Raw genomic sequence first — 20420 nt, forward strand, 5'->3', positions numbered from 1 at the left:
TCTTTTTTGACAGGATTTTTAATCGTAACTTAGAAATCCACGCCCTTTGGGCGTGGTCAGGGTTCAACGACTCTGTCAGTTGAGCAAATGGCTTCCGTTGAGGCTGTCAGCGCCGTCGCGTACCAGCCAGCCAGAGCGATTCGCCGGAGCCAGTTGCACCGATGCTGTTCGTTGTCGTTGTCGGCTTGTGAATCTTCGACAACGACAACGATCAGAGACGGCCTCGGATACGCCATCCTGTCTCAATTCAATCGCTGCACGCTCACAGGCGGCTCCGCTCCCGCCCACAACTGGGTATGGAGCTCATAAAGCCCATCCCGATGGGAGAGCAGCGCCCGTTTCTCGGCGGTGTTCAGGCTTTGCGGCCCCTCGTCCTGGAGTTTGAAGATGATGCCCTCCAGTGCATGACGGCGGCGGCGGCTCGGGTTTTCGTCCGGCAGCAGCGAGGCGTGGAGCGCATAGGCGCTCGGCTCGACCACGGCCCAGGACCAGAGATCGCGGCCTGTCGTCTGTGGTGTGGGCTGGGACGCGGCGAGGTTGTCATCAAGCAGCCTGAGCACGCGCGGCTCGTCGGATTCGGCGGGGGTGAGAAAGAGCCCGGCGCGTCGCGCCAGCAGACCGAGCGAGGTGCGGCTGGTGATCATGGACACCGGGATCGAAAGCGCGAGTCCGGCCAGCACCGGGGTGAACCACCAGAAAAAGTCCGGGACATAGACATAGGTCACGACGCCGACGACGGCGGCGATCAGGGTGTGGACGGCGTGGGCGCCAAAGGCCTCGGCGAAGCCGGTCTGATGGTCGCCGCGCTCCTGGGTCGGCCAGCCGACCGTGGTGCGCAGCAGGATTGCCGCCACGAACTTGCTCTGAAAGAGCATCAGCACCGGGGCCAACAGCACCGACAGCAGACTCTCGATGACCACGCTGATCGTGGCGCGGGCCAGACCGCCGAAACGCGGTGCGAGATCGCGCTTGACGGCGAGCAGGATCAGCGCGAGCAGCTTGGGCAGGAACAGCATCGTCAGCGTGACCCAGAGCACGGTGGCCATTTCGACCGCATAGGACTCAGGCCAGACCGGGAGCACATTGTTGCCGAAGAAATAGACCGGCACCGTAAGGCTTCTGAAATAGGCCTCGACCCCGGTGGCGATCAGGAACAGCAGCCACAGCGGCGAGGCTAGATAGGACATGACGCCCATGGCGAAATGGATGCGGCTCAACGATTTGAAGTGCCGCGCCAGGATGAGCCGCGTGTGTTGCAGATTGCCCTGACACCAGCGCCGGTCGCGTTTGGCATAGTCGATGAGGGTCGGTGGGATTTCTTCATAGCTCCCGCCCAGATCGTCCGCCAGTCGCACCTTCCAGCCCGCCCGCGCGAGCAGCGCGGCCTCGACGAAATCATGACTCAGGATGTCGCCGCCGAATGGCTCGCGTCCCGGCAACTGCGGCAGTCCGCAATGTTGGGCAAAGGGTCTGACCCGAATGATGGCGTTATGACCCCAGAAATTCGCTGTGTCCTGCTGCCAGTAAGCCAGACCAGCGGCGAACATGCGTCCGTAGAGACTGCCGGCGAATTGCAGCATGCGCGCGAACAGCGAGGAGCGGTTGACCGGTACCGGCGGTACCTGAATCAGCGCCAGCCGGCGGTCGGCCTCCATGCGCCGCACCATCTCCACCAGCGTGGTCCCGCACATGATGCTGTCGGCATCGAGCACGATCATGTAGCGGTAGCGACCGCCCCAGCGTCGGCAGAATTCAGCCAGATTGCCGCTCTTGCGGGCGGTGTTCTCGACCCGGTTGCGGTAGAAGATCCGCGCCGGATGGCCCAGCTCCTGCGCCCAGCGGCGCCATTCCCATTCCTCGCGCACCCAGGTGTCGGGGTCGCGGGTGTCGCTGAGGATGAAGATCTCGAAGCCCTGATGGCGACCGGTTTCGACCAGCGACTGATACATGGCGCGCAGGCCGGCGAAGACCCGCTCGGGATCCTCGTTATAGACCGGCATCACCAGCGCGGTCTTGAACGGTCCGTCGGACTCGTCCGGGGAGGCCGGAGCGGCCTCCCCAAAAGTGTCCGCATCGTTCTGATGACGCAGAAGCCGCACGAAGCCGAGCGCGGCGGTCCAGAAGGAGGCGTTGATCCACAGCATCAGGATGGCGTAGAGGATCAGGAGCACCAGTTCGAGCGGCGTGATGCCGCCGTCCTGGATCGCCGCCGTCAGCAGCGACATGGTCCAGAGCGTGGTGATCGTCACCAGCGAGAAGTAGATCGGACGGTGAAAATGACGCCCGAGTCCGGCGAACGAACCAGGAAGACTGCTCATGAGCGCACCCCAGGTGAGCCGCCGCCCAGGCTGGAGCGGCACAGAACACGACAGATGGACGCGAGGAAACGGTGTCCCAGACGGTGAAACAGGAGATCGATCCGGTTCGGTTCCATGTTCAACGGCGCGGGTTCGGGCGTCGCAGGGAGATGCGCGGCAAGAATCGCCGGGGCGAGTGAGTCGCTGGCGAACCCGGCCCAGCGCGCACTCCAGCCGGGAACCGCGCCGTTGAGCACCGCCGCGCGCGCGGCGCAGAGACGGTCGGCATCGCCTTCGAGCCCCAGCTCGGCGATCAGCCATTGATCCAGCAGGCTGTGCGCTTCCTCAATGGCCGCCTCGACCGGATCCTCCAGCGGTGCGGCGGCGGCGCGTATTGCGGCACGCTGACGCACCTGATCAAGCAGTCGCTCGATTTCCTGAGGATCGCTGATCCCCATGGCGCGCAGATAGTCGCTGACCCGGCGTTCAGCACGCTGCCAGTCGGACGGATCCAGCCCGGCGACGGACGGGCCGCTGGACAGCGATTCGGAATCAGGGATGCTGGCCGGCATTATTCGCGCACCCATCTGAAGCTCCAGGTCTCGCTCAGGACGTTGTCGCCGTGACGCAGGAAGGCGCGCAGATCGGCGGGCGTTGCGCCGTCCGGGGTCAGCTCGAAGAAGAGCCGCCGGCCGCGTGTCTCGGGGTTGGCCTGCACCACCGGTTGGGACAGTTCGCCGGAGGTGGTGGCGATGACCGCCTCGACCGGCGTTTCAGGATCCAGGCCGGCCAGCGTCTCGCCGGCGAAGTCCACCACGAATTTGCGCTTGTTCGAGTCCAGCTCGGCGGTGCCGCTCGCACCGACACGGGTCGCAATGGCGCGTCCACCGAGCATGCCGGCCTCGGGGTCTTTGGCGAAGCGCAGCCGATAGGCAAACTCAAGTTCCTGACCGGACCGGGTTGCCTGCTCGGGTATCCAGTAGGCGACGATGTTGTCATACAGCTCCGCCGAACTGGGGATCTCAACCAGTTCCACGACACCTTTACCCCAATCGCCGATCGGCTCGATCAGAACGCTCGGGCGGTTCTGATAGTGCGCTTCCAGGTCTTCGTAGTTGGTAAAGTCGCGGTCGCGCTGGAAGAGACCGAAAGAACGGGGATTTTCGACCTGGAAATCGCTCACCCGCAGTCCGATGGGATTGACCAGCGGACGCCAGATCCGCTCGCCATGGCCGGTTTCCACCAGCAGACCGTCGGAATCGTGGACCTCGGGACGAAAGTCGTCCATGAAGCGATCAGTGTTCTCGCCGTGGAAGAACATGCTGGTCAAAGGCGCGATACCCAGTTTCTGGACCGATTTGCGAAGAAAGAGATGCGCCTTGACGTCGATGACGGTTTCGACTCCAGGGCGAATCACGAAGCGGTAAGCCCCCGCGACGCTCTCGCTGTCCAGCAGACCGTAGGCGGTGATCTCGGTCGCATCCCGCTCAGGCTTGCGCAGCCAGAACTCGCGAAACACCGGGAATTCTTCCTGGCTCGGGAGTCCGGTATCGATGGCCAGGCCGCGCGCCGAGAGTCCGTAGTTGAGATCCTTCGGGAGCGCGCGGAAATAGCTGGCACCCTGGAAGACCGCGAGATCGTCGAAGATCTGATCGTGGTTGAGCGGATACATGAGACGCAGGCCGGCATACCCGAGATCGGCAGGCATCTCCTGGGGTACCAGGTTTTTGCCGTAGTCGAACAGATCGTGACTGAAGGCCACAGGCTTTGCCTGACCGTTATCGATGACGTTGATGCTGACCCGGTCCTTGGCGAGAAAGCCGCGATGGAAGAAATTGACCTGGAAGGGCAGGCCCTCGTCGCGCCACAGGTTATGGTCGCGATTGAAACGGATGTCGCGATACTGGTCGTAATTCAGGTTCGCCAGATAGTCGGGCAGATCCGGACGATCCGGGGCATAGGGACTGGCGGCCAATTCCTCGGCGCGCCGCACCACGGCGGCAAAGGTGAATTCGCCCGGTGCGCCTTCAACCGGGGCCGGCTCCACCACGCCGGTCTCGTCTCCCGCCCACACGCCTCCGGCGATCGCAAGGGTCAAACTCAAGGCTAGAAGTCCTGAAATGCGCGAGGTCATCGTCATATTCTCGTTAAATGAATGATTTTTCATACATAAAGTGCGTAGACGCGAATGTCTGAGCGCAATGGTCAAAGCCTGTTCATGAGGCATCTTGAATCCTGGAAAGGGCCGCTATTGTAGTCTGAAGCGGGCGTGGTTTGTGCGGTCGGCGCCGCATGGCGAGGCTTAATTTTGCGGCCATCGGCTGGCGCAGGAATGCGCGGCAGCGACCTGACCCTTCAAGGGTCCGTGTCCGGTCACCGTTTGCTCAGCGCATGACGTTGCCCCAGGTCATTCCCACGTATCCCGTTTCGATTTATCTTGTGTCCTCAAGGTTTCGGATTTCAGGAGAATCGCCCATGCTCGACAGCTCCATGATCGAACTCTCGCGATGGCAGTTCGCCAGCACCGCGATGTATCACTTTCTCTTCGTGCCCCTGACGCTGGGGCTCTCCTGGATCCTGGTGATCATGGAGAGCGTCTATGTCATGACCGGACGCGAGATCTACCGGGACATGACCAAGTTCTGGGGCAAGCTGTTCGGCATCAATTTTGCGCTCGGCGTCACCACCGGGCTGACCATGGAGTTCCAGTTCGGCACCAACTGGTCCTATTACAGCCACTATGTCGGCGATGTCTTCGGCGCGCCGCTGGCGATTGAGGGTCTGATGGCCTTCTTTCTGGAGTCCACCTTCATCGGTCTCTTCTTCCTGGGCTGGGAACGTCTGACCAAGCGTCAGCACCTGGCCGTGACCTTCCTGATGGCCTTCGGCTCCAATCTGTCCGCGCTCTGGATCCTGGTCGCCAACGGCTGGATGCAGAACCCGGTCGGTGCCGAGTTCAGTTACGAGACCATGCGCATGGAGATGGTGAGCTTCTGGGAGGTGGTGATGAACCCGGTCGCTCAGGTCAAGTTCGTGCACACCGTGGCCGCCGGTTATGTCACCGGCGCCATGTTCGTGCTCGGCATCAGTTCCTGGTACATGCTCAAAGGGCGGGATCTGCCCTTTGCCAAACGCTCCTTTTCGGTCGCGGTCGGGTTCGGTCTGGCCTCGATCCTGTCGGTCATCCTGCTTGGCGACGAGTCCGGTTATGAAGTCGGTGACGTGCAGAGGGTCAAGCTCGCGGCCATCGAGGCCGAATGGCACACCGAGCCCGCGCCAGCGGCCTTTACCATCTACGGCATTCCCGACAATGAAGCCGAGGAGACGCAGGATGCGATCAAGGTTCCCTGGCTGCTGGGTCTGATCGCCACCCGCTCGCTCGATACCGAGGTCAAGGGGCTGAAGGACCTGATGCGCGAACATGAGGCACGCATCCGCAGCGGCATGATCGCCTATTCCTATCTTGAGCGTCTGCGCGGCGGCGAGAAGACGCCCGAGAATATTGCCGCCTTTGAGGCGCATAAGGCCGATCTCGGCTATGGACTCCTGCTGAAACGCTATACCGAGAATCCGGCGGCGGCGACCGAGGAGCAGATCCGGATGGCGGTGAAGGATTCGATTCCCGAGGTGGCGCCACTCTTCTGGACCTTCCGCATCATGGTGGGGGCCGGGGTCTGGATGCTGCTCCTGATCGTGCTGGGGTTCTATTACAACGCCAAGCGCGTCATTCAGAATCAACGCTGGCTGCTGCGTCTCTTTCTTTTCAGCATCCCGGTGCCCTGGATTGCCGCCGAGACCGGCTGGTTCGTCGCCGAGTTCGGACGTCAGCCCTGGGCCATCGGCGAGGTGCTGCCGACCAGCATTGCCGCCTCCAGTCTGACCGCGAATGATCTCATCATCAGTCTGTCCGGCTTCATCCTCTTTTACACCATTCTGTTCATCATCGAGATGTATCTGATGTTCAAGTTCGCGCGTCTGGGGCCGAGTTCGCTGCACACAGGGCGCTATCATCACGAGTGCGAAACCGGCCATGCCGGCGGCATGACCCCGGCGACTGCACCTCACCAACAGGCGGATTAGAGACCCGGAGCAGACATCATGATCTTCGATTACGAAACGCTGAAATTCATCTGGTGGGTGCTGGTCGGGGTGCTGCTCATCGGCTTTGCCGTCACCGACGGCATGGACATGGGCGTTGGCGCACTCCTGCCGTTTCTCGGCAAGAACGACGAGGAGCGGCGCGTCATCATCAACACCATCGGTCCGCACTGGGACGGCAATCAGGTGTGGCTGATCACCGCCGGCGGCGCCATCTTCGCCGCCTGGCCGCTGGTCTATGCCTCGGCCTTCTCCGGCTTTTATTTCGCCATGCTGCTGGCGCTCTTCGCCCTCTTTCTGCGTCCGGTTGGTTTTGATTACCGCAGCAAGATAGCCGATCCGCGCTGGCGCAGTGCCTGGGACTGGGGGCTGTTCGTGGGTGGCGTGGTGCCAGCCCTGGTGTTTGGCGTCGCCTTCGGCAATCTGCTGCTCGGCGTCCCCTTCCATCTGGACGACATGCTGCGGCCTTTTTATACCGGCAGCTTCATCGCGCTCTTCCATCCATTCGCCCTGATCGCCGGCATCGTCAGTGTTGCCATGCTGACCACGCAGGGCGCCATCTGGCTCCAGTTGCGCACGGCGGACCCCATCAGCAGCCGCGCCAAACTCTGGGCGAAGCGCGCGGGTCTGGCGACCATCGCCGCCTTTGCGCTGGCGGGCATCTGGCTGAGTCTCGGGATCGAAGGCTTCCGGGTGGCGTCCATGCCGCCGCTGGGCGCGACCCCGAATCCGCTGGCCAAGGAGGTGACGCACGAGGCGTCGGCCTGGCTGGCGAACTACCGCGACTATCCCTGGACGCTGCTGTTCCCGGCCCTGGGATTCGTGGGGATGGGGCTGGCGATTCGCGCCTCACTGGCCGACCGCCCCGGACTCGGACTCGTCGCCAGCAGTCTGGGGCTGACCGGCATCATCGTCACGGCGGGGGCGGCGATGTTCCCCTTCATCCTGCCTTCCAGCACGCAGCCGAACAGCAGTCTCATCGTCTGGGACGCCGTGTCCAGCCATCTGACCCTGACGATCATGTTCTGGGCCGCCGCGATCTTCGTGCCCCTGATCCTGGCTTATACGACCTGGACCTATGCCAAGATGTGGCGGCGGGTCACGGTGGAGGAGATCCGCGAACAGGATCATCTGGCCTATTGAACCGTGCTTAATCGAGAGAGGATGATCCAATGTGGTATTTCACCTGGATTCTGGGGGTGCTGCTGGCGCTGGCGTTCGGCGTCATCAATGTGATGTGGTTTGAGTCGGAGCAATGCCTGGGCACTGCCGACGAGGATCGGCGCGCCTGAAGCGACTTGCCGGGGCCAACCGCACCGATGCTTTTCGTTGTCGTTGTCGTTGTCGTTGTCGTTGTCGTCTTCGTCATCGGCTTGCGAGTCTTCGATGACGACAACGACAACGACAACGATCAAAGACGGCTTCGGAACCTCTGCACGGCGGCATGAGACAGCCGCTCGCGGCAGCCAATGACCCCCTTTGGGGTTAATCCAAAGCCACCCGCTTTGCGGGTGGCTTTTTACTCCAAAGGCACTGCATATCGCACAGGGCGCGGTTTAACTGGCCCTGATCGGCACGATCAGGATGTCAACGCGCCGATTCTGACGACGTCCATACTCGGTGTCGTTGCTCGCGATGGGTCGGTTCTTGCCGAAACCGGCTGAACTGAGGCGCTGCGGGATGACGCCACTACCCTCGAAATAGCTCTGCACCGAGCCGGCACGACGCTCGGAGAGGAGCTGGTTGTGTTGGGCCGAACCGGTGTTGTCGGTATGGCCCGAGATGCCGAGTTCGGTCTTGCCATATTTGTTCATGATGGCGGCGATCTTATCCATGGTGCTGTAAAAGCCGGGATTGATACGGTCCGAGTCCACCGCGAAGGTCGTTTCGCCGGTCATACCCACCAGCAGCTCGTCGTTGGGCAGTTTCTGCACCCGGATCATGCCGCTGGCGATCTCAGCTGCCAGTTCTTTTTCAAAATCCTTGCGCTGGTCTTCCATGTATTTCCCGACCGCCGTGCCGATCAGGGCACCGCCGACGGCGCCGATCAGGGCGCCTCTGCCCGCGTTGGCACCGAACGAGCCGATCAGCGCGCCTGCCGCAGCGCCTGCGGCAGTACCGATGGCAGCGCCCCGGCCCGTCTCGGTCATGCCCGAGCCATCAGCGGCGCAGCCGGAAATCAGCACCGCAACGGTGGCTGTGATGGCGGCGCTTTTTACAAAACCTGGATTCATTCAAGACTCCTTCAGGAAACAGGGTGAGAGTGGTGACGCGGCGCTCATCTGAGCGGCCAGACAGGGCGATCAGGTGCGCCAGCCGCCTCATGATGCCAGATCAAACCGGGTCTCCACAAAGGTCGCTGACATCGCCAGCGCCAAACTCAGAGTGAGAAGAATGCATTTCACGCCTCATTCCGGGATGAAACGCCGCAGCGGTGCATCGATCAGGTGGATGAAATCGGCAAGCAGCGCATCCTTTTTCGCCACATCCGCGTCAAGCGGAACGCGGGTCGTCAACCTCACCAGGGCGCCATCGGTGCGTTGACGGGTGAGCGCGTCCCAGAAGAGAAACCATTTCACCAAATATTCATTGGTCATGACACGTCCGCGCTGTTGGAACCAGTAATAAACCAGCAGGCGTTCATCGCCCATCTGGATCAGCGAGCGGTTGACACGCAGGGGCTGACCGCCAGCCCCGGCTATTTCGCGTTGCGAAAATTCATTGATGCGCCAGCCGCCACCCGGCAGACAGGATTTTGGTGAATGAACCGACGCCCCCTTGCGTTGCGAAGAATAATAAGCGGCATAAAGATTGACCGTGTCTCCCGAACCGTCGCCATAATCCGCCAACAGATAGTCATCGAATTGCAGGGCGTCGATGTATTGTTTTTCGAGTCGATCCGTGCGTCCCTGCCACGCAGCAAGGGTGCTGGGGAAAAACAGGAACTCGGTTCGTTCGGGAATGATTTCCTCGCGCTGCGGCAGGAGCTGCGAAACAGTGGCAACCACCAGGAGCACAGGAATGATGGGATAAAAGGACCAGGACAGGCGGCGCTCGACGACTCTGACCGATGGGGGCAGGGGTTCCGGACCCTCGATTGAAAAGGCGTCGCGCAGCGGCAGCCGGTCTGGTCCAATTCTCGCCAGAACCCACATCTCCAGCACCAGCAGGGCGGTGCAGGCCATAAAGATCACCCATCCTTCGAAGTCATGGATGAAGCCTTCGGCCATGCCGACGCCACCGTAGTTGACCAGCACGCCGATCATGCCGATCCGAAAACTGTTCATCAAAACGGTGATGGGTAGCGTTGAGAGAAACAGCACTGCCTTTTTCCAGAATGCGCCTTTGAACAGAATGGCGGCGATGAAACCAAGCGCGGACAAAGGAAACAGATAACGCAATCCGCTACAGGCTTCGACTACCTGTAACTGATAGGTGCCGAGATCGATGACATTGCCTTCGAGAAAGACGGTGATGCCGAACAGTCGTATGACAAAGACGCCCAGTTGAGATGAAATCAACTGAAGTTCGGATGAGAGATTGTTGTAAAGAAAACTGGGGAGTGGGACGGTAAAAAAAAGCAGGGCGTAAGCGGGCAGAATGATCCGAAATGCCCGCCATCCCATGAATGAAAGACAGATGCCGCCCAGTGTGATCAGAAGTCCATACTGGATAAGCGTATAAAGCGTGCCCAGTTCACCGACAAGATAGACGGAAAGGCCAAAGAGCGTCAGCAGCACGCCCGACCAGCTCGTCTGGAAGCAGGTTTGCGCCAATAACGATGATCGCTGCCAGATCAGCAATGCGGCGACCAGCGGGAGCATATAGCCATGACTGTATTCCTCGCTTTCCCAAGCGGAGAGCATGGAGGTCAGGCCATCGAAAAAAATAAAGATGAGCAGTCCAACTGCCACGACGACAGGCAGCCAATGCCAGGGCTTCGCCTTCCAGATCGTCATGAGCCCAGGAGTGGCATCTTTTTCGTCGGCGGATGCTGGTAGGTTCAATGTCGTCGTCATGATTCAGGCTCGCTGCTCGACAGGCAATGTTGAAGGTAAATCGTGATCCGACGGCACCTGAGGCATCTGCCTGTCAAACATTCGTGCAGCAGTACAGATGTTCCGAGACCGTCCACGATCATTTTCGTTATCGGTTGCGAATCCTCGACAACGACAACGAATGGCCTCGGGATTTCTAAGGTGCTGCACGAGGAGACGGGCGCTCGCCCGATATCACAGGACACTCGCCGACAGGTCTGTGATGTGGCGCCGAGGCACGGGATTCGTAGGTTAGAATGCGCCCCGATCCGCCGTCAAACCATCCCGGACTCCCGACCTTGAACCCACTCAAACGACTTGCCTCGCAGACGGCCGTCTATGGCGTCAGCAGCGTCTTCGGACGCTTTCTCAATTATCTGCTGGTGCCCGTGCTGACTTATACCTTCGCCCCGGCTGAGTATGGGGTGGTGGCTGAGTTCTATGCCTATATGGGCTTTCTGGCGGTGCTGCTGATGTTCGGTCTGGAGACCGGCTATTTCCGGTTTCGCGCCGGTGGCGAATGGCCGGCGGAGAATGTCTATGCGACCGTGCTGCGCTTTCTGGTGCTGGTTAACGCACTGTTTCTGCTGGCGGCGATCCTGCTGCGCGAGCCGATTGCGGAGCTCTTGCGTCATCCAGGGCATCCTGAATACATCTGGTGGATTGCCGCCATCCTGACGCTCGATTCGGTGGGCGCGGTGGCCTTCGCGCGGCTGCGGGCCGAGGATCGGGCGGGACGTTTCGCCACGATCAAATTGCTGGAGATCGGCGTCAATGTCGGTCTGACGATCTTTTTCATCTATCTCTGCCGGCGCGCCTTCGAGACCGATCCGCACTCCCTGCTTGGGCAGCTTTGGGATCCAGACATCGGCGTCGGCTATGTCTTTATCGCCAATCTGGTGGCGAGTCTGCTCAAGCTGATGCTGCTGGCGCCCCAGTTGCGGGATGGTTTTCGCGGGCGCTTTCAGACGAATCTCTTCAATCCTCTCATCCGCTATTCGCTGCCGATGGTCGTCATCGGTTTCGCCGGCATCATCAACGAGATGCTCGATCGCGCCGCGCTCAAATATCTGCTGCCCTTCGATGACGCCACCAATATGGCGCAACTCGGCATCTACAGCGCCAGTTACAAGCTCTCGATCCTGATGGCGCTTTTTATTCAGGCTTTCCGTTATGCGGGTGAGCCCTTCTTTTTCAGTTATGCCAAACAGCAGGACGCGCGCCAGACCTATGCGCTGGTGCTCAACTGGTTCGTCATCTGCTGCGTCTTTCTCTTCCTGCTGGTCACGCTCTATCTGGATCTCTTCCAGTATTTCGTCGGTGCGGCCTATCGGGAAGGGCTGGATGTGGTGCCGGTACTGCTGCTGGCCGGGCTGTTTCTCGGCATCTATGTCAATCTTTCGATCTGGTACAAGCTGACTGATCGCACCCTCTTGGGGGCGGGCGTGTCACTGGCTGGCGCGGGGATCACCATCCTGCTGCTGCTCTGGTGGGTGCCGATCTACGGTTATGCGGGTGCGGCCTGGGCGCATCTGGTCTGCTATGTCTCCATGGTCGTCATGTCCTATCTGCTCGGGCGGCGTTATTATCCGGTTCCCTACGAAATCTGGCGGGTGCTGGGCTATGTCGCCTTCGGCGTGGCGCTCTATCTGGCGAGCCTGTGGCTGCAACCCGTGCTCGACTGGCATGCGCTCGTCGTCGGTACGCTCTGTCTGGCGGTCTTTCTGCTGGCAGTGCTTCTGCTGGACGGGCCGCGGCTGAGACAGTCCGCCGTGCCTCTCGGTCCTGACGCGCGCACTATGCGAGATTAAACTGCGTCAAGCACGATATGTGTTATTTTCAGTTTGTGTTTCGCTCTGGGGATCCCAGCCAACCGGCGCGGGTCATGGATGCGGGCGCGTCCCTGCGCCTCACCCGCTGCGGATCGGTTAAATCGCTGTGATCTCCCGTCCGTCGAAACGGAACCGGGCGGTGGTGACGGTCAGCCCAGCGCCGGTGTTGGAGGCGGGGGTCTTGGCCTGGGCGTGAGGGAAGGTGCGGTAGGTGGCCTGCACCTGATCGGCGTTGACGGCGATGACCGCATAGCCATTCTCGCGGGTGAGCGCGTATCGCAGTTCGGAGTGCGGATAGACGTTGGCGAAGCCCGATTTCAGGGTGTCGTCGAGCCCGTCCACCAGCAATTCCCTAGCCTTGGCCTGCATCTCCGGGGTGTTCAGGAGATCGGACAGCGCCTCGACGGTCAGTTCGACGAAGCGGTTGAACACGGTGGAGGAGATGGACGTGGCGGTGAAATCGGCGACCGCATTGAGGTTGCCGGGATCGGGGCGCCACTGGGTCAGGAAGGAGGCGTGGATGTCGCCGGAAACCACGAAGGTTTTGCCGCGCTCTTGCAGGGCCGAGAGGATGGCCTGGCGGCGGGTGGGGAAGCCGTCCCAATGATCGACGTTGGCGAGGAAGCGTTGGTTGAAGCCGATGGGCGCGAATTCGTCGACCTCGGTCAGATCCCACACCAGCGAGGCGGTGGAGACCGAACTCGCCAGACAAAGGAAGCTGGCGTCGCTGGTGGCGATGAACCGATCCAGCGCTGCCTGCTGTTGCGCGCCGAGCACCTTTTCCGGTCGCCCCTTGTATCTGGCGGCCGCCAGCAGGTCATAGGTCGCCTTGACCACCCCATAGCGGGCGCCGACCGAGGAGAAGAAGCTGGTCTTCCCCAGCAGGGTGTAGTCCAGTCCGCGCTCCAGCTTGGATTCGGTGGCGCTGTCGATCGGCGGCAGTTGCTGGGCCGGGGGCACGGTGGCGTTGTATTGGGCGAGCAGTCCGTTGAACCAGCGCACGGCGATCGGCCCTGACAGATCCCTGGTGGCCTTGGCCTGCGCCTTGGTCGCCGTCAGGCCCTCGGCCAGATAGACCTGGGTCAGCACTCCCATCAGGACCTGGGTGTAGGCTGCGGCATGGTCCGCGTAACCCGCAGGCAGACTGGAGAGGGCGGTATAGGCGGAGAAGCTGCCGCTCTGGGCGGCGTAGATGGCCGCCCCCTGACCGGGATACTGGGCCTCGAACAGGGCGATCAGCGCGGCCTTGTCGAGAACGACCTGACCCGGAAAGGCGTCCTCGGGGATGAGATGATCGGGGCGATAGGTGCGGTAGTCGGCCAGGAACATCTCCAGGTGCCGACCGAAGCGCAGGGTTCTCCAGCAGCCGCGACCCGGTTTGGCGGTCGAGCGATAGGTGTCGTTCAGTGGCGGGTCGAGGGCCTGAGTGTCGTCGATCCCGTCGGCGAAGTCTTCATCGACCGGCAGATACTCGAAGAAGGCCTGTTGCGCGTTCCGTCGGCGTTCGGGGTCGTATTCCTTGATACGGCCATTGGAATAGGTTCCGCTCGCCCCGTAACAGTCATCGGAGAATTCGTGATCGTCCCAGATCAGCAGCATGGGGATGCGTTCATGGATCCGTTGCAGCATGCGGTCGCCATGGTGGACCCGGTAGAGGTGACGGTAATTTTCCAGACTGCGCGCCGCCTTGGAATCCTTGCCGCCCTGCTCCCAGTTGGCCTTGACCCAGGCGCCCGGCGACTGGTCGGGAAAACGAATGGCCCGCGCGGCGATGTCGTCCCCTTCACCGCCGGTGCCATGATCGTATTCGTAGATGTAGTCGCCCAGATGGACGATGAAGTCCAGGTTGGGGTCACGATTTTGCATCAGGGCATAGGCGTTGTAGTAACCGTCGATATAGTCCTGACAGACCACCACGCCGAACCGCACGGGCACGTCGGCATCCGCCAGGGGAGCGGTTCTGGCCCGGCCAACGGGCGAGGAGACGGGCGTCTTGCTCCCATAGAGGAAGCGATATCGATAATTGGTGTAAGGCGCCAGATCCACGACCTTGACCTTCAGGCAATGGTCGTGTTCGGCGCTGGCCAAAAGCTCGGTATCCACCACGAGTTTCGCAAAAGCCGCATCCTTCGCCACCTGCAAACGGAGACTGACATCGGCTCCGCTATCGCTGCGCACCCGGGTCCAGAGGATCAGGCTGGTCGGCTTGGGATCCCCCGAAGCCACGGATTGCGGAAAGCGGACGCGGCTGATCTTGGGGGCGCCCGTTGCGCCGGATGGGTCGATGTCGGCGGATTCCGTTGCGGCCTGACTCGCGGTCGCCCCCAGGGAGGCGCTGGCGGCGGAAACGACGGCGATCCTGAGGAACTGGCGTCTGGAGATGCTCATGGTCTGAATGCCTTATCCGTTGAAAGAATTGGAAAACAAAAATAGATGCAAGCCGACCCCGGCAGTTCGCCGGGTGGGGATGGATGCTAACCAGGGAGGATGACATGACGGTGACGGTGGGCTGGCTGCGACGACTCGCGCCCTTTCGTAACGGAGCGCCCTCCCACGACTGCCTCGCTAATGTCGTGTCGTGCCTGTCGCCGAAAGGGTGAACCGCCCCGGGTTTCTCGGAGGTTCCAACCTTTGAGAGGATGGAGCGATGAAAACAGCAACCAAGTATTCCCCAGAAGTCCGTGAGCGCGCCGTTCGGATGGTCCGCGAGCACCCGGGCGAGCATGACAGCGAATGGGCCACGATCGTCTCGATTGCCGGCAAGATCGGCTGTACGGCTGAGACGCTGCGTCGCTGGATCCGCCAGGCCGACAAGAACAGCGGTCAACGTGAGGGTGTGACGACCGCCGAGTCCGAGCGGGTCAAGGCGCTGGAGCGGGAGGTGCGGGAGCTGCGCCAGGCGAACGAAATTCTACGCAAGGCATCGACGTATTTTGCCCAGGCGGAGCTCGACCGCCCCTTGAAGCGATGACGGCCTTCATCGACGACAATTCGAGCCGATCTGCAAGGTTTTGCCGATCGCCCCATCGACGTACGACCGGCACGCAGCCCAACGTGCCGACCCTGGCCGGCGCTCGGCCCGCGCCCAGCGCGACGCGGGGCTGATGGCGCACATCCAGCGCATCTGGGATGAGCACTTCCAGGTATATGGCGTGCGCAAGGTCTGGCGGCAGTTGCAACGTGAAGGCATCGACGTGGCACGCTGCACCGGCGAGCACCTGATGCACCAGATGGGGTTGAAAGGCGTGGTCCGGGGACGGACAGTCAAAAGACCCGGCGATGCCCTGTCCGCTGGATCGGGTCAACCGTCAGTTCCAGGCTGAACGCCCCAACGCCCTGTGGGTCTCCGATTTCACCTACGTCAGGACTTGGCAAGGCTTTGTCTACGTCGCCTTCGTCATCGACGTGTTTGCCCGGCGCATCGTGGGCTGGACGGTGTCCAGCGCCGCCCGGGCTGACTTCGTGCTCGATGCCTTGGAACAGGCCCTCTTCGCACGCCAGCCGCCTGATCAGGGCGGTTTGATCCATCACCGTGATCGCGGGGTGCAATCTGTGTCAATTCGTTATACCGAGCGCTTGGCCGAAGCGGGTATTGAGACATCGGTCGGCAGCGTGGGCGACTTGTACGACAATGCCTTGGCCGAAACGATCAATGGCCTCTACAAGGCGGAGGTGATCCACCGCCAGTCCTGGAAAAACCGAGAGGCGGTGGAACTGGCGACGTTGGCTTGGGTTGACGGGTTCAACCATCGGCGCCTGCTCGGACCGATCGGCAATGTGCCACCCGCCGAGGCCGAAGAGGCTTATTATCGGCTACTCGCTGAGTCAGCCATGGCCGTGTGACTCACATTAACGAGTCTCCGAGATTCCCGGGGCGGTTCACAACCCAGGAAGGAGGATCAACAGGCACAAAAAAGCCGCTGTGAAGCGGCTGATTTGATTCGGGAAAATTGGTCGGGGTGACAGGATTCGAACCTGCGACTTCTGCCTCCCGAAGACAGCGCTCTACCAAGCTGAGCTACACCCCGTAATTGAATTGCGCATCAATGCATGCGACTGACTGCAAAGTCCGCCATCATGGCAAGCGACTCGGTCGCGGAAGATGGGGGCAAGGCTTTAAGCGCATCTTTCGCTCGCGTCGCATAGGATTGCGCGAGCTGCAAAGTATAGGTGATTGCGTCGGTGGACGCAATTGCTTCGGTGACTGCGTCGATCCGGTCGCGTCCGCCGTGCTCAATGGCGTCGCGCAGCAGGGCGCGCTGTTCGGGTGTGCCGACCGCCATGGCGCGGATGACCGGGAGTGTCGGTTTGCCTTCTTCCAGATCGTCGCCGACATTCTTGTCCAGCTCGGCATTATCGACGCTGTAATCAAGTGCATCGTCGATCAACTGGAAGGCGATGCCGAGACTGAGGCCGTATTCGGCGGCGGCGTCCTCGATCTCCTGCGGCGCTTCGGCGAGCACTGCGCCAAGACGGACTCCCGCCTCGAACAGGGTCGCGGTTTTGCGCGTGATGACCTCCATGTAACGCGCCTCGTCGGTATCCGGATCGCGTTCATTGAGGAGTTGCAGCACCTCGCCCTCGGCAATGCGGTTGGTGGCGTGGGCGAGGACTTCCATGACCCGCATGCTGCCGACATCGACCATCATCTCGAAGGCGCGCGAATAGAGGAAGTCGCCAACCAGCACGCTGGCGTCGTTGCCCCAGACGACGTTGGCCGTTTCGCGGTTGCGGCGCAGCTCCGAGCCGTCCACCACATCGTCGTGCAGCAGGGTGGAGGTGTGGATGAATTCCACCACGGCGGCGAGATCGATGTGGCGTTCGCCGCTGTACCCGCAGGCGCGTGCCGCGAGCAGCACGGAGAGCGGGCGCAGACGCTTGCCGCCACTGTTGACGATGTAGTGGCCGATCTGGTTGATCAGCACGACATCGGACTGGAGTCGGCGCAGGATCAAGGCGTCCACCGCCTTCGAGTCATCGGCGACAGGGTGTCGAATCGTGGAAAGGTCCATGCGTGTCTGGGGTCTGTCGATGGTGGCGGCGGATGCTAGGTGTGCGGCTGAAGGCTGTCAAGCCGACGGCCCGTGGCGACGATCTGGGGGCTAAGATTACGCTATTTTGGCAGTCCGGGTCGACTCCTGGCAGTGCACGGTTTCGCGCGGTCTGTCGTCTGCGTGGCAGACGCTGATGATGGCGTTGATTTTCGCAAGCGCAGTGAACGCCGTTTTTCGCCAACAACCCGCTGCAAAATGCCAGAATAGGGTTCTGGCCCGATGCTCATCGGGCTCAGCGAGGATCGGAATCTCTATCAAACCAACTGACGAGAGAGGCAATCATCGATGGACACGCTCACCACCAAACATGTCTTCGCCTTTGAGGAAGGAGACGGCAAGAACAAGCGGCTGCTCGGCGGCAAGGGCGCCAATCTGTGCGAGATGACCCAGATCGGGCTGAACGTCCCGCCGGGCTTCGTGATCTCGACCGATGCCTGTCTGGCCTATCTGGATTCGCCGGATGGCAATTTGACCGCCGGTCTGATGGATGATGTGCACGCGCAGATGCGCGCCCTGGAACAGAAGACCGGCAAGGGCTTCGGCGATCCCGACAATCCGCTGCTGGTCTCGGTGCGCTCGGGTTCAGCCATGTCCATGCCGGGCATGATGGACACCATCCTCAATCTGGGTCTGAACGCTGAAACCCTGCAAGGCGTGATTCGCGCGACCGACGATCCGCGCTTCGGCTATGACGCCTACCGGCGCTTCATCCAGCTCTTTGGCAAGGTCGCGCTCGGCGTACCGGATGCCGCCTTCGACAAGGAATTCGAGGCCATCAAAGAGGCCGCGCACGTCAAGCAGGACGTGGGTCTTTCAGCCAGCGAACTGAAGCAGGTCAGCGAGCGCTTTCTGCGCGTGGTGGAGGCCGCGACCGGCCGTCCCTTCCCAAGCGATCCCTATGAGCAGCTTGAGATCGCGATCAAGGCGGTCTTCAACAGTTGGGGCGGCAAGCGTGCGGTCGATTACCGTCGTCAGTTCAACATCACGCCCGACATGGCCAACGGCACGGCGGTCAACGTCGTCACCATGGTCTTCGGCAACCGGGGCTACGATTCGGCGACCGGCGTCGCCTTCACCCGCAACCCGGCGACCGGCGAGAACAAGCTCTACGGCGAATATCTGGTCAATGCGCAGGGGGAGGACGTGGTCGCCGGCATCCGCACCCCGACCGCCATCGACCAATTGGCGAACGAGTCCGCGATGCCCGGTCTCGCGGCCCAGCTCGATGCGCTGCGCGACAAGCTGGAGGCGCATTATCACGAGGTCCAAGACTTCGAGTTCACCATCGAGCGCGGTCAGCTCTATTGTCTCCAGACCCGCAACGGCAAGATGAACTCGATTGCCATGGTCCGCACCTCGGTCGAGATGGTGCAGGAGGGGCTCATCACCAAGGAACAGGCGCTCTTGCGGATTGCGCCCGAATCGCTGGAACAGATGCTCTTTCCGCATCTGGATCCGACGGTCAAGGTCGAACCGGTCGCCCAGGGTCTGTCCGCCTCGCCCGGTGCGGCGTCCGGCATCGCGGTCTTCGATGCGGATCGTGCCGAACTTCTGGGCAAGGAACAGGGGAACAAGGTCATCCTGGTGCGCGAGGAGACCAAGCCGGAGGACATTCACGGCTTCTTCGCCTCCGAAGGCATCCTGACCTCGCGCGGCGGCAAGACCTCGCATGCGGCGGTGGTCGCGCGCGGTATGGGCAAGCCCTGTGTCGCGGGCGCCGAGGGCATCAGCGTCGATGTCAACCGGCGCGAGGCGCGGGTCGGACTCGCCAGCTTCAAGGAAGGCGATGTCATCACCATCGACGGCACCTCGGGCAAGGTCTATCTGGGCGCCATCCCGACGGTGGAGCCGGATTTCACCCCCGAACTCGACACCCTGCTCGGCTGGGCGGACGAGATGGCCCGACTCAAGGTCATGGCGAATGCCGATACCCCGAACGACGCCCGCCGGTCACGCCGTTATGGCGCGGTCGGCATCGGTCTGGCGCGCACCGAGCGCATGTTCAATGACGTGGCGCGACTGCCGATCGTCATTGAGATGATCGTCGCCGAAACGCCTGAACAGCGTCAGGAGGCGCTCGACCGGCTGCTGCCGCTCCAGCGTCAGGACTTCCGCGAGCTGTTCGAGGTGATGTCGCCCTATCCGGTGACCATCCGCCTGCTCGATCCGCCGATCCACGAGTTCCTGCCGAACGAGGATGTCCTCCGGCGCGAACTCAAGGAATTGCACGCGCTCTCACAGGCGGCCTATGGCATGACGGTGCTGTCCGGCACCATGGGCCTGCTGCACAAGTCGGACAAGGTCCGTGAGGATGTTGACTCGATGCGGCGTCTGTTCGATCCGGCGATGATCGAAGAGGCGATCGGCAAGAAGGAGGCGATGCTGCGCAAGGTGCGGGCGCTCTACGAGACCAATCCCATGCTCGGGCATCGCGGGGTGCGTCTCGGCATCACCTTCCCTGAGATCTACCAGATGCAGATCCGGGCGATCCTGGAAGCAGCGGCCGACTGTGTGAAGGCCGGGATCGAGGTCCATCCGCAGATCAAGGTGCCCCAGGTCTGCACCGCGCAGGAGCTGCGCAAGGTCCGGTCGTTCGTCGACAGCATCCACGCCGAGGTCGTCGCGGATGCGGGTCAGGCTGTGCCCTTCAAGTTCGGCACCATGATCGAGGTGGTGCGGGCCTGCATGCTGGCCGATGCCCTGGCCGAAGAGTCTGAGTTCTTCTCCTTTGGCACCAATGACCTGACCCAGGCCGCTTTCTCGTTCTCGCGTGAGGATGCCGAGAACAAGTTCCTGCCCTTCTACAATCAATCGGGAATCCTTCAGGACAATCCCTTCGAGACGCTGGACGTGAAAGGCGTGGGCAAGCTGATGCGGCTGGCGGTGGACTGGGGGCGCACGGCAAAACCCGACCTGCATGTCGGCATCTGCGGCGAGCACGGCGGCCACCCGGCATCCATCGCCTTCTGCCATGATGCCGGGCTTGACTATGTGAGCTGTTCGGGTCCGCGCGTGCCGGTCGCCAGACTGGCGGCGGCGCATGCGGCGCTCAAGGGCGCACGCTGAAGACCCGCCCGGCGAGCGTCCTGGGACGCTCGCCGG

The 20420-nt window shown here is 61.7% G+C and carries 12 protein-coding genes, 1 tRNA gene, 1 pseudogene and 1 other annotated feature; of the genes and pseudogenes, 6 read left to right on the forward strand and 8 right to left on the reverse strand.

Going from position 1 to position 20420, the window contains the following annotated elements; genetic code table 11:
• Window positions 1-242: 242 nt before the first annotated feature.
• Genes mdoH through EDC35_RS09315 form a run of 3 tightly spaced genes read right to left on the reverse strand, consistent with a single transcriptional unit; the run spans window position 243 to window position 4401 of the window.
• Entirely contained in the window at window positions 243-2318 is a 2076-nt protein-coding gene (gene mdoH, locus EDC35_RS09305) for a glucans biosynthesis glucosyltransferase MdoH (RefSeq protein ID WP_132976971.1), read from the reverse strand.
• A complete protein-coding gene (locus EDC35_RS09310) occupies window positions 2315-2884 on the reverse strand; it encodes a hypothetical protein (protein WP_132976972.1) in 570 nt (189 codons plus the stop codon). The genes mdoH and EDC35_RS09310 overlap by 4 nt, the downstream gene beginning before the upstream one ends.
• Window positions 2869-4401 carry an OpgD/OpgG family glucan biosynthesis protein gene (locus EDC35_RS09315; protein ID WP_243651574.1) on the reverse strand — a complete coding sequence of 511 codons (1533 nt, stop codon included), beginning with the start codon at window positions 4399-4401 and terminating at the stop codon, window positions 2869-2871. Before EDC35_RS09315 ends, EDC35_RS09310 begins: the two co-directional genes overlap by 16 nt.
• Window positions 4402-4772: 371 nt before the next feature.
• On the opposite strand from EDC35_RS09315, the gene EDC35_RS09320 reads away from it, so the two are divergent.
• The 3 genes from EDC35_RS09320 to cydX are packed head-to-tail and all read left to right on the forward strand — an operon-like array spanning window position 4773 to window position 7687.
• Window positions 4773-6377, forward strand: coding sequence for a cytochrome ubiquinol oxidase subunit I (locus tag EDC35_RS09320; protein WP_132976974.1), 1605 nt, complete (start codon window positions 4773-4775; stop codon window positions 6375-6377).
• An 18-nt stretch (window positions 6378-6395) separates the two neighbouring features.
• Window positions 6396-7538: a cytochrome d ubiquinol oxidase subunit II gene (cydB, locus tag EDC35_RS09325; protein ID WP_132976975.1), complete on the forward strand. Its 1143-nt coding sequence runs from the start codon at window positions 6396-6398 to the stop codon at window positions 7536-7538.
• Between the two features lie 29 nt (window positions 7539-7567).
• Window positions 7568-7687, forward strand: coding sequence for a cytochrome bd-I oxidase subunit CydX (gene cydX / locus EDC35_RS09330; protein WP_132976976.1), 120 nt, complete (start codon window positions 7568-7570; stop codon window positions 7685-7687).
• A gap of 264 nt (window positions 7688-7951) precedes the next feature.
• Here cydX and EDC35_RS09335 read toward each other — a convergent pair whose 3' ends face one another.
• The gene (locus tag EDC35_RS09335) at window positions 7952-8629 is read right to left on the reverse strand and encodes a YiaD family glycine zipper/OmpA-like lipoprotein (RefSeq protein ID WP_132976977.1); all 678 of its coding nucleotides are present in this window, start codon (window positions 8627-8629) and stop codon (window positions 7952-7954) included.
• A 174-nt stretch (window positions 8630-8803) separates the two neighbouring features.
• A complete protein-coding gene (gene xrtD, locus EDC35_RS09340; protein WP_243651576.1) occupies window positions 8804-10414 on the reverse strand; it encodes a VPLPA-CTERM-specific exosortase XrtD in 1611 nt (536 codons plus the stop codon).
• Between the two features lie 317 nt (window positions 10415-10731).
• On the opposite strand from xrtD, the gene EDC35_RS09345 reads away from it, so the two are divergent.
• Window positions 10732-12243: a lipopolysaccharide biosynthesis protein gene (locus tag EDC35_RS09345; RefSeq protein WP_132976978.1), complete on the forward strand. Its 1512-nt coding sequence runs from the start codon at window positions 10732-10734 to the stop codon at window positions 12241-12243.
• 117 nt (window positions 12244-12360) lie between these two features.
• On the opposite strand, the gene EDC35_RS09350 is transcribed toward EDC35_RS09345, so the two are convergent.
• A complete protein-coding gene (locus EDC35_RS09350; protein WP_132976979.1) occupies window positions 12361-14652 on the reverse strand; it encodes an alkaline phosphatase D family protein in 2292 nt (763 codons plus the stop codon).
• A 259-nt stretch (window positions 14653-14911) separates the two neighbouring features.
• Here EDC35_RS09350 and EDC35_RS09355 point away from each other — a divergent pair.
• Window positions 14912-16107 (forward strand): annotated as a pseudogene (locus EDC35_RS09355) (IS3 family transposase).
• Window positions 15190-15285, forward strand: a sequence feature (AL1L pseudoknot). It overlaps the preceding pseudogene by 96 nt.
• A gap of 108 nt (window positions 16108-16215) precedes the next feature.
• On the opposite strand, the gene EDC35_RS09360 reads toward EDC35_RS09355, so the two are convergent.
• Together EDC35_RS09360 and EDC35_RS09365 are read right to left on the reverse strand one after the other, a co-directional pair.
• A tRNA-Pro gene (locus tag EDC35_RS09360) sits at window positions 16216-16292 on the reverse strand.
• A gap of 15 nt (window positions 16293-16307) precedes the next feature.
• Complete coding sequence (locus tag EDC35_RS09365; protein WP_132976980.1) at window positions 16308-17276, reverse strand: polyprenyl synthetase family protein; 969 nt, start codon at window positions 17274-17276, stop codon at window positions 16308-16310.
• A gap of 327 nt (window positions 17277-17603) precedes the next feature.
• On the opposite strand from EDC35_RS09365, the gene ppdK reads away from it, so the two are divergent.
• Entirely contained in the window at window positions 17604-20384 is a 2781-nt protein-coding gene (ppdK, locus tag EDC35_RS09370) for a pyruvate, phosphate dikinase (protein WP_132976981.1), read from the forward strand.
• The last annotated feature ends 36 nt before the right edge of the window (window positions 20385-20420 follow it).

Source organism: Thiobaca trueperi (genome assembly GCF_004342175.1).
Lineage (GTDB): Bacteria > Pseudomonadota > Gammaproteobacteria > Chromatiales > Chromatiaceae > Thiobaca > Thiobaca trueperi.

Coding starts and splice junctions, on each gene's coding strand:
- mdoH (WP_132976971.1), bottom strand. CDS start 2,318: ATGAGCAGTCTTCCTGGTTCGTTCGCCGGACTCGGGCGTCATTTTCAC.
- EDC35_RS09310 (WP_132976972.1), bottom strand. CDS start 2,884: ATGGGTGCGCGAATAATGCCGGCCAGCATCCCTGATTCCGAATCGCTG.
- EDC35_RS09320 (WP_132976974.1), top strand. CDS start 4,773: ATGCTCGACAGCTCCATGATCGAACTCTCGCGATGGCAGTTCGCCAGC.
- cydB (WP_132976975.1), top strand. CDS start 6,396: ATGATCTTCGATTACGAAACGCTGAAATTCATCTGGTGGGTGCTGGTC.
- cydX (WP_132976976.1), top strand. CDS start 7,568: ATGTGGTATTTCACCTGGATTCTGGGGGTGCTGCTGGCGCTGGCGTTC.
- EDC35_RS09335 (WP_132976977.1), bottom strand. CDS start 8,629: ATGAATCCAGGTTTTGTAAAAAGCGCCGCCATCACAGCCACCGTTGCG.
- xrtD (WP_243651576.1), bottom strand. CDS start 10,414: ATGACGACGACATTGAACCTACCAGCATCCGCCGACGAAAAAGATGCC.
- EDC35_RS09350 (WP_132976979.1), bottom strand. CDS start 14,652: ATGAGCATCTCCAGACGCCAGTTCCTCAGGATCGCCGTCGTTTCCGCC.
- EDC35_RS09365 (WP_132976980.1), bottom strand. CDS start 17,276: ATGGACCTTTCCACGATTCGACACCCTGTCGCCGATGACTCGAAGGCG.
- ppdK (WP_132976981.1), top strand. CDS start 17,604: ATGGACACGCTCACCACCAAACATGTCTTCGCCTTTGAGGAAGGAGAC.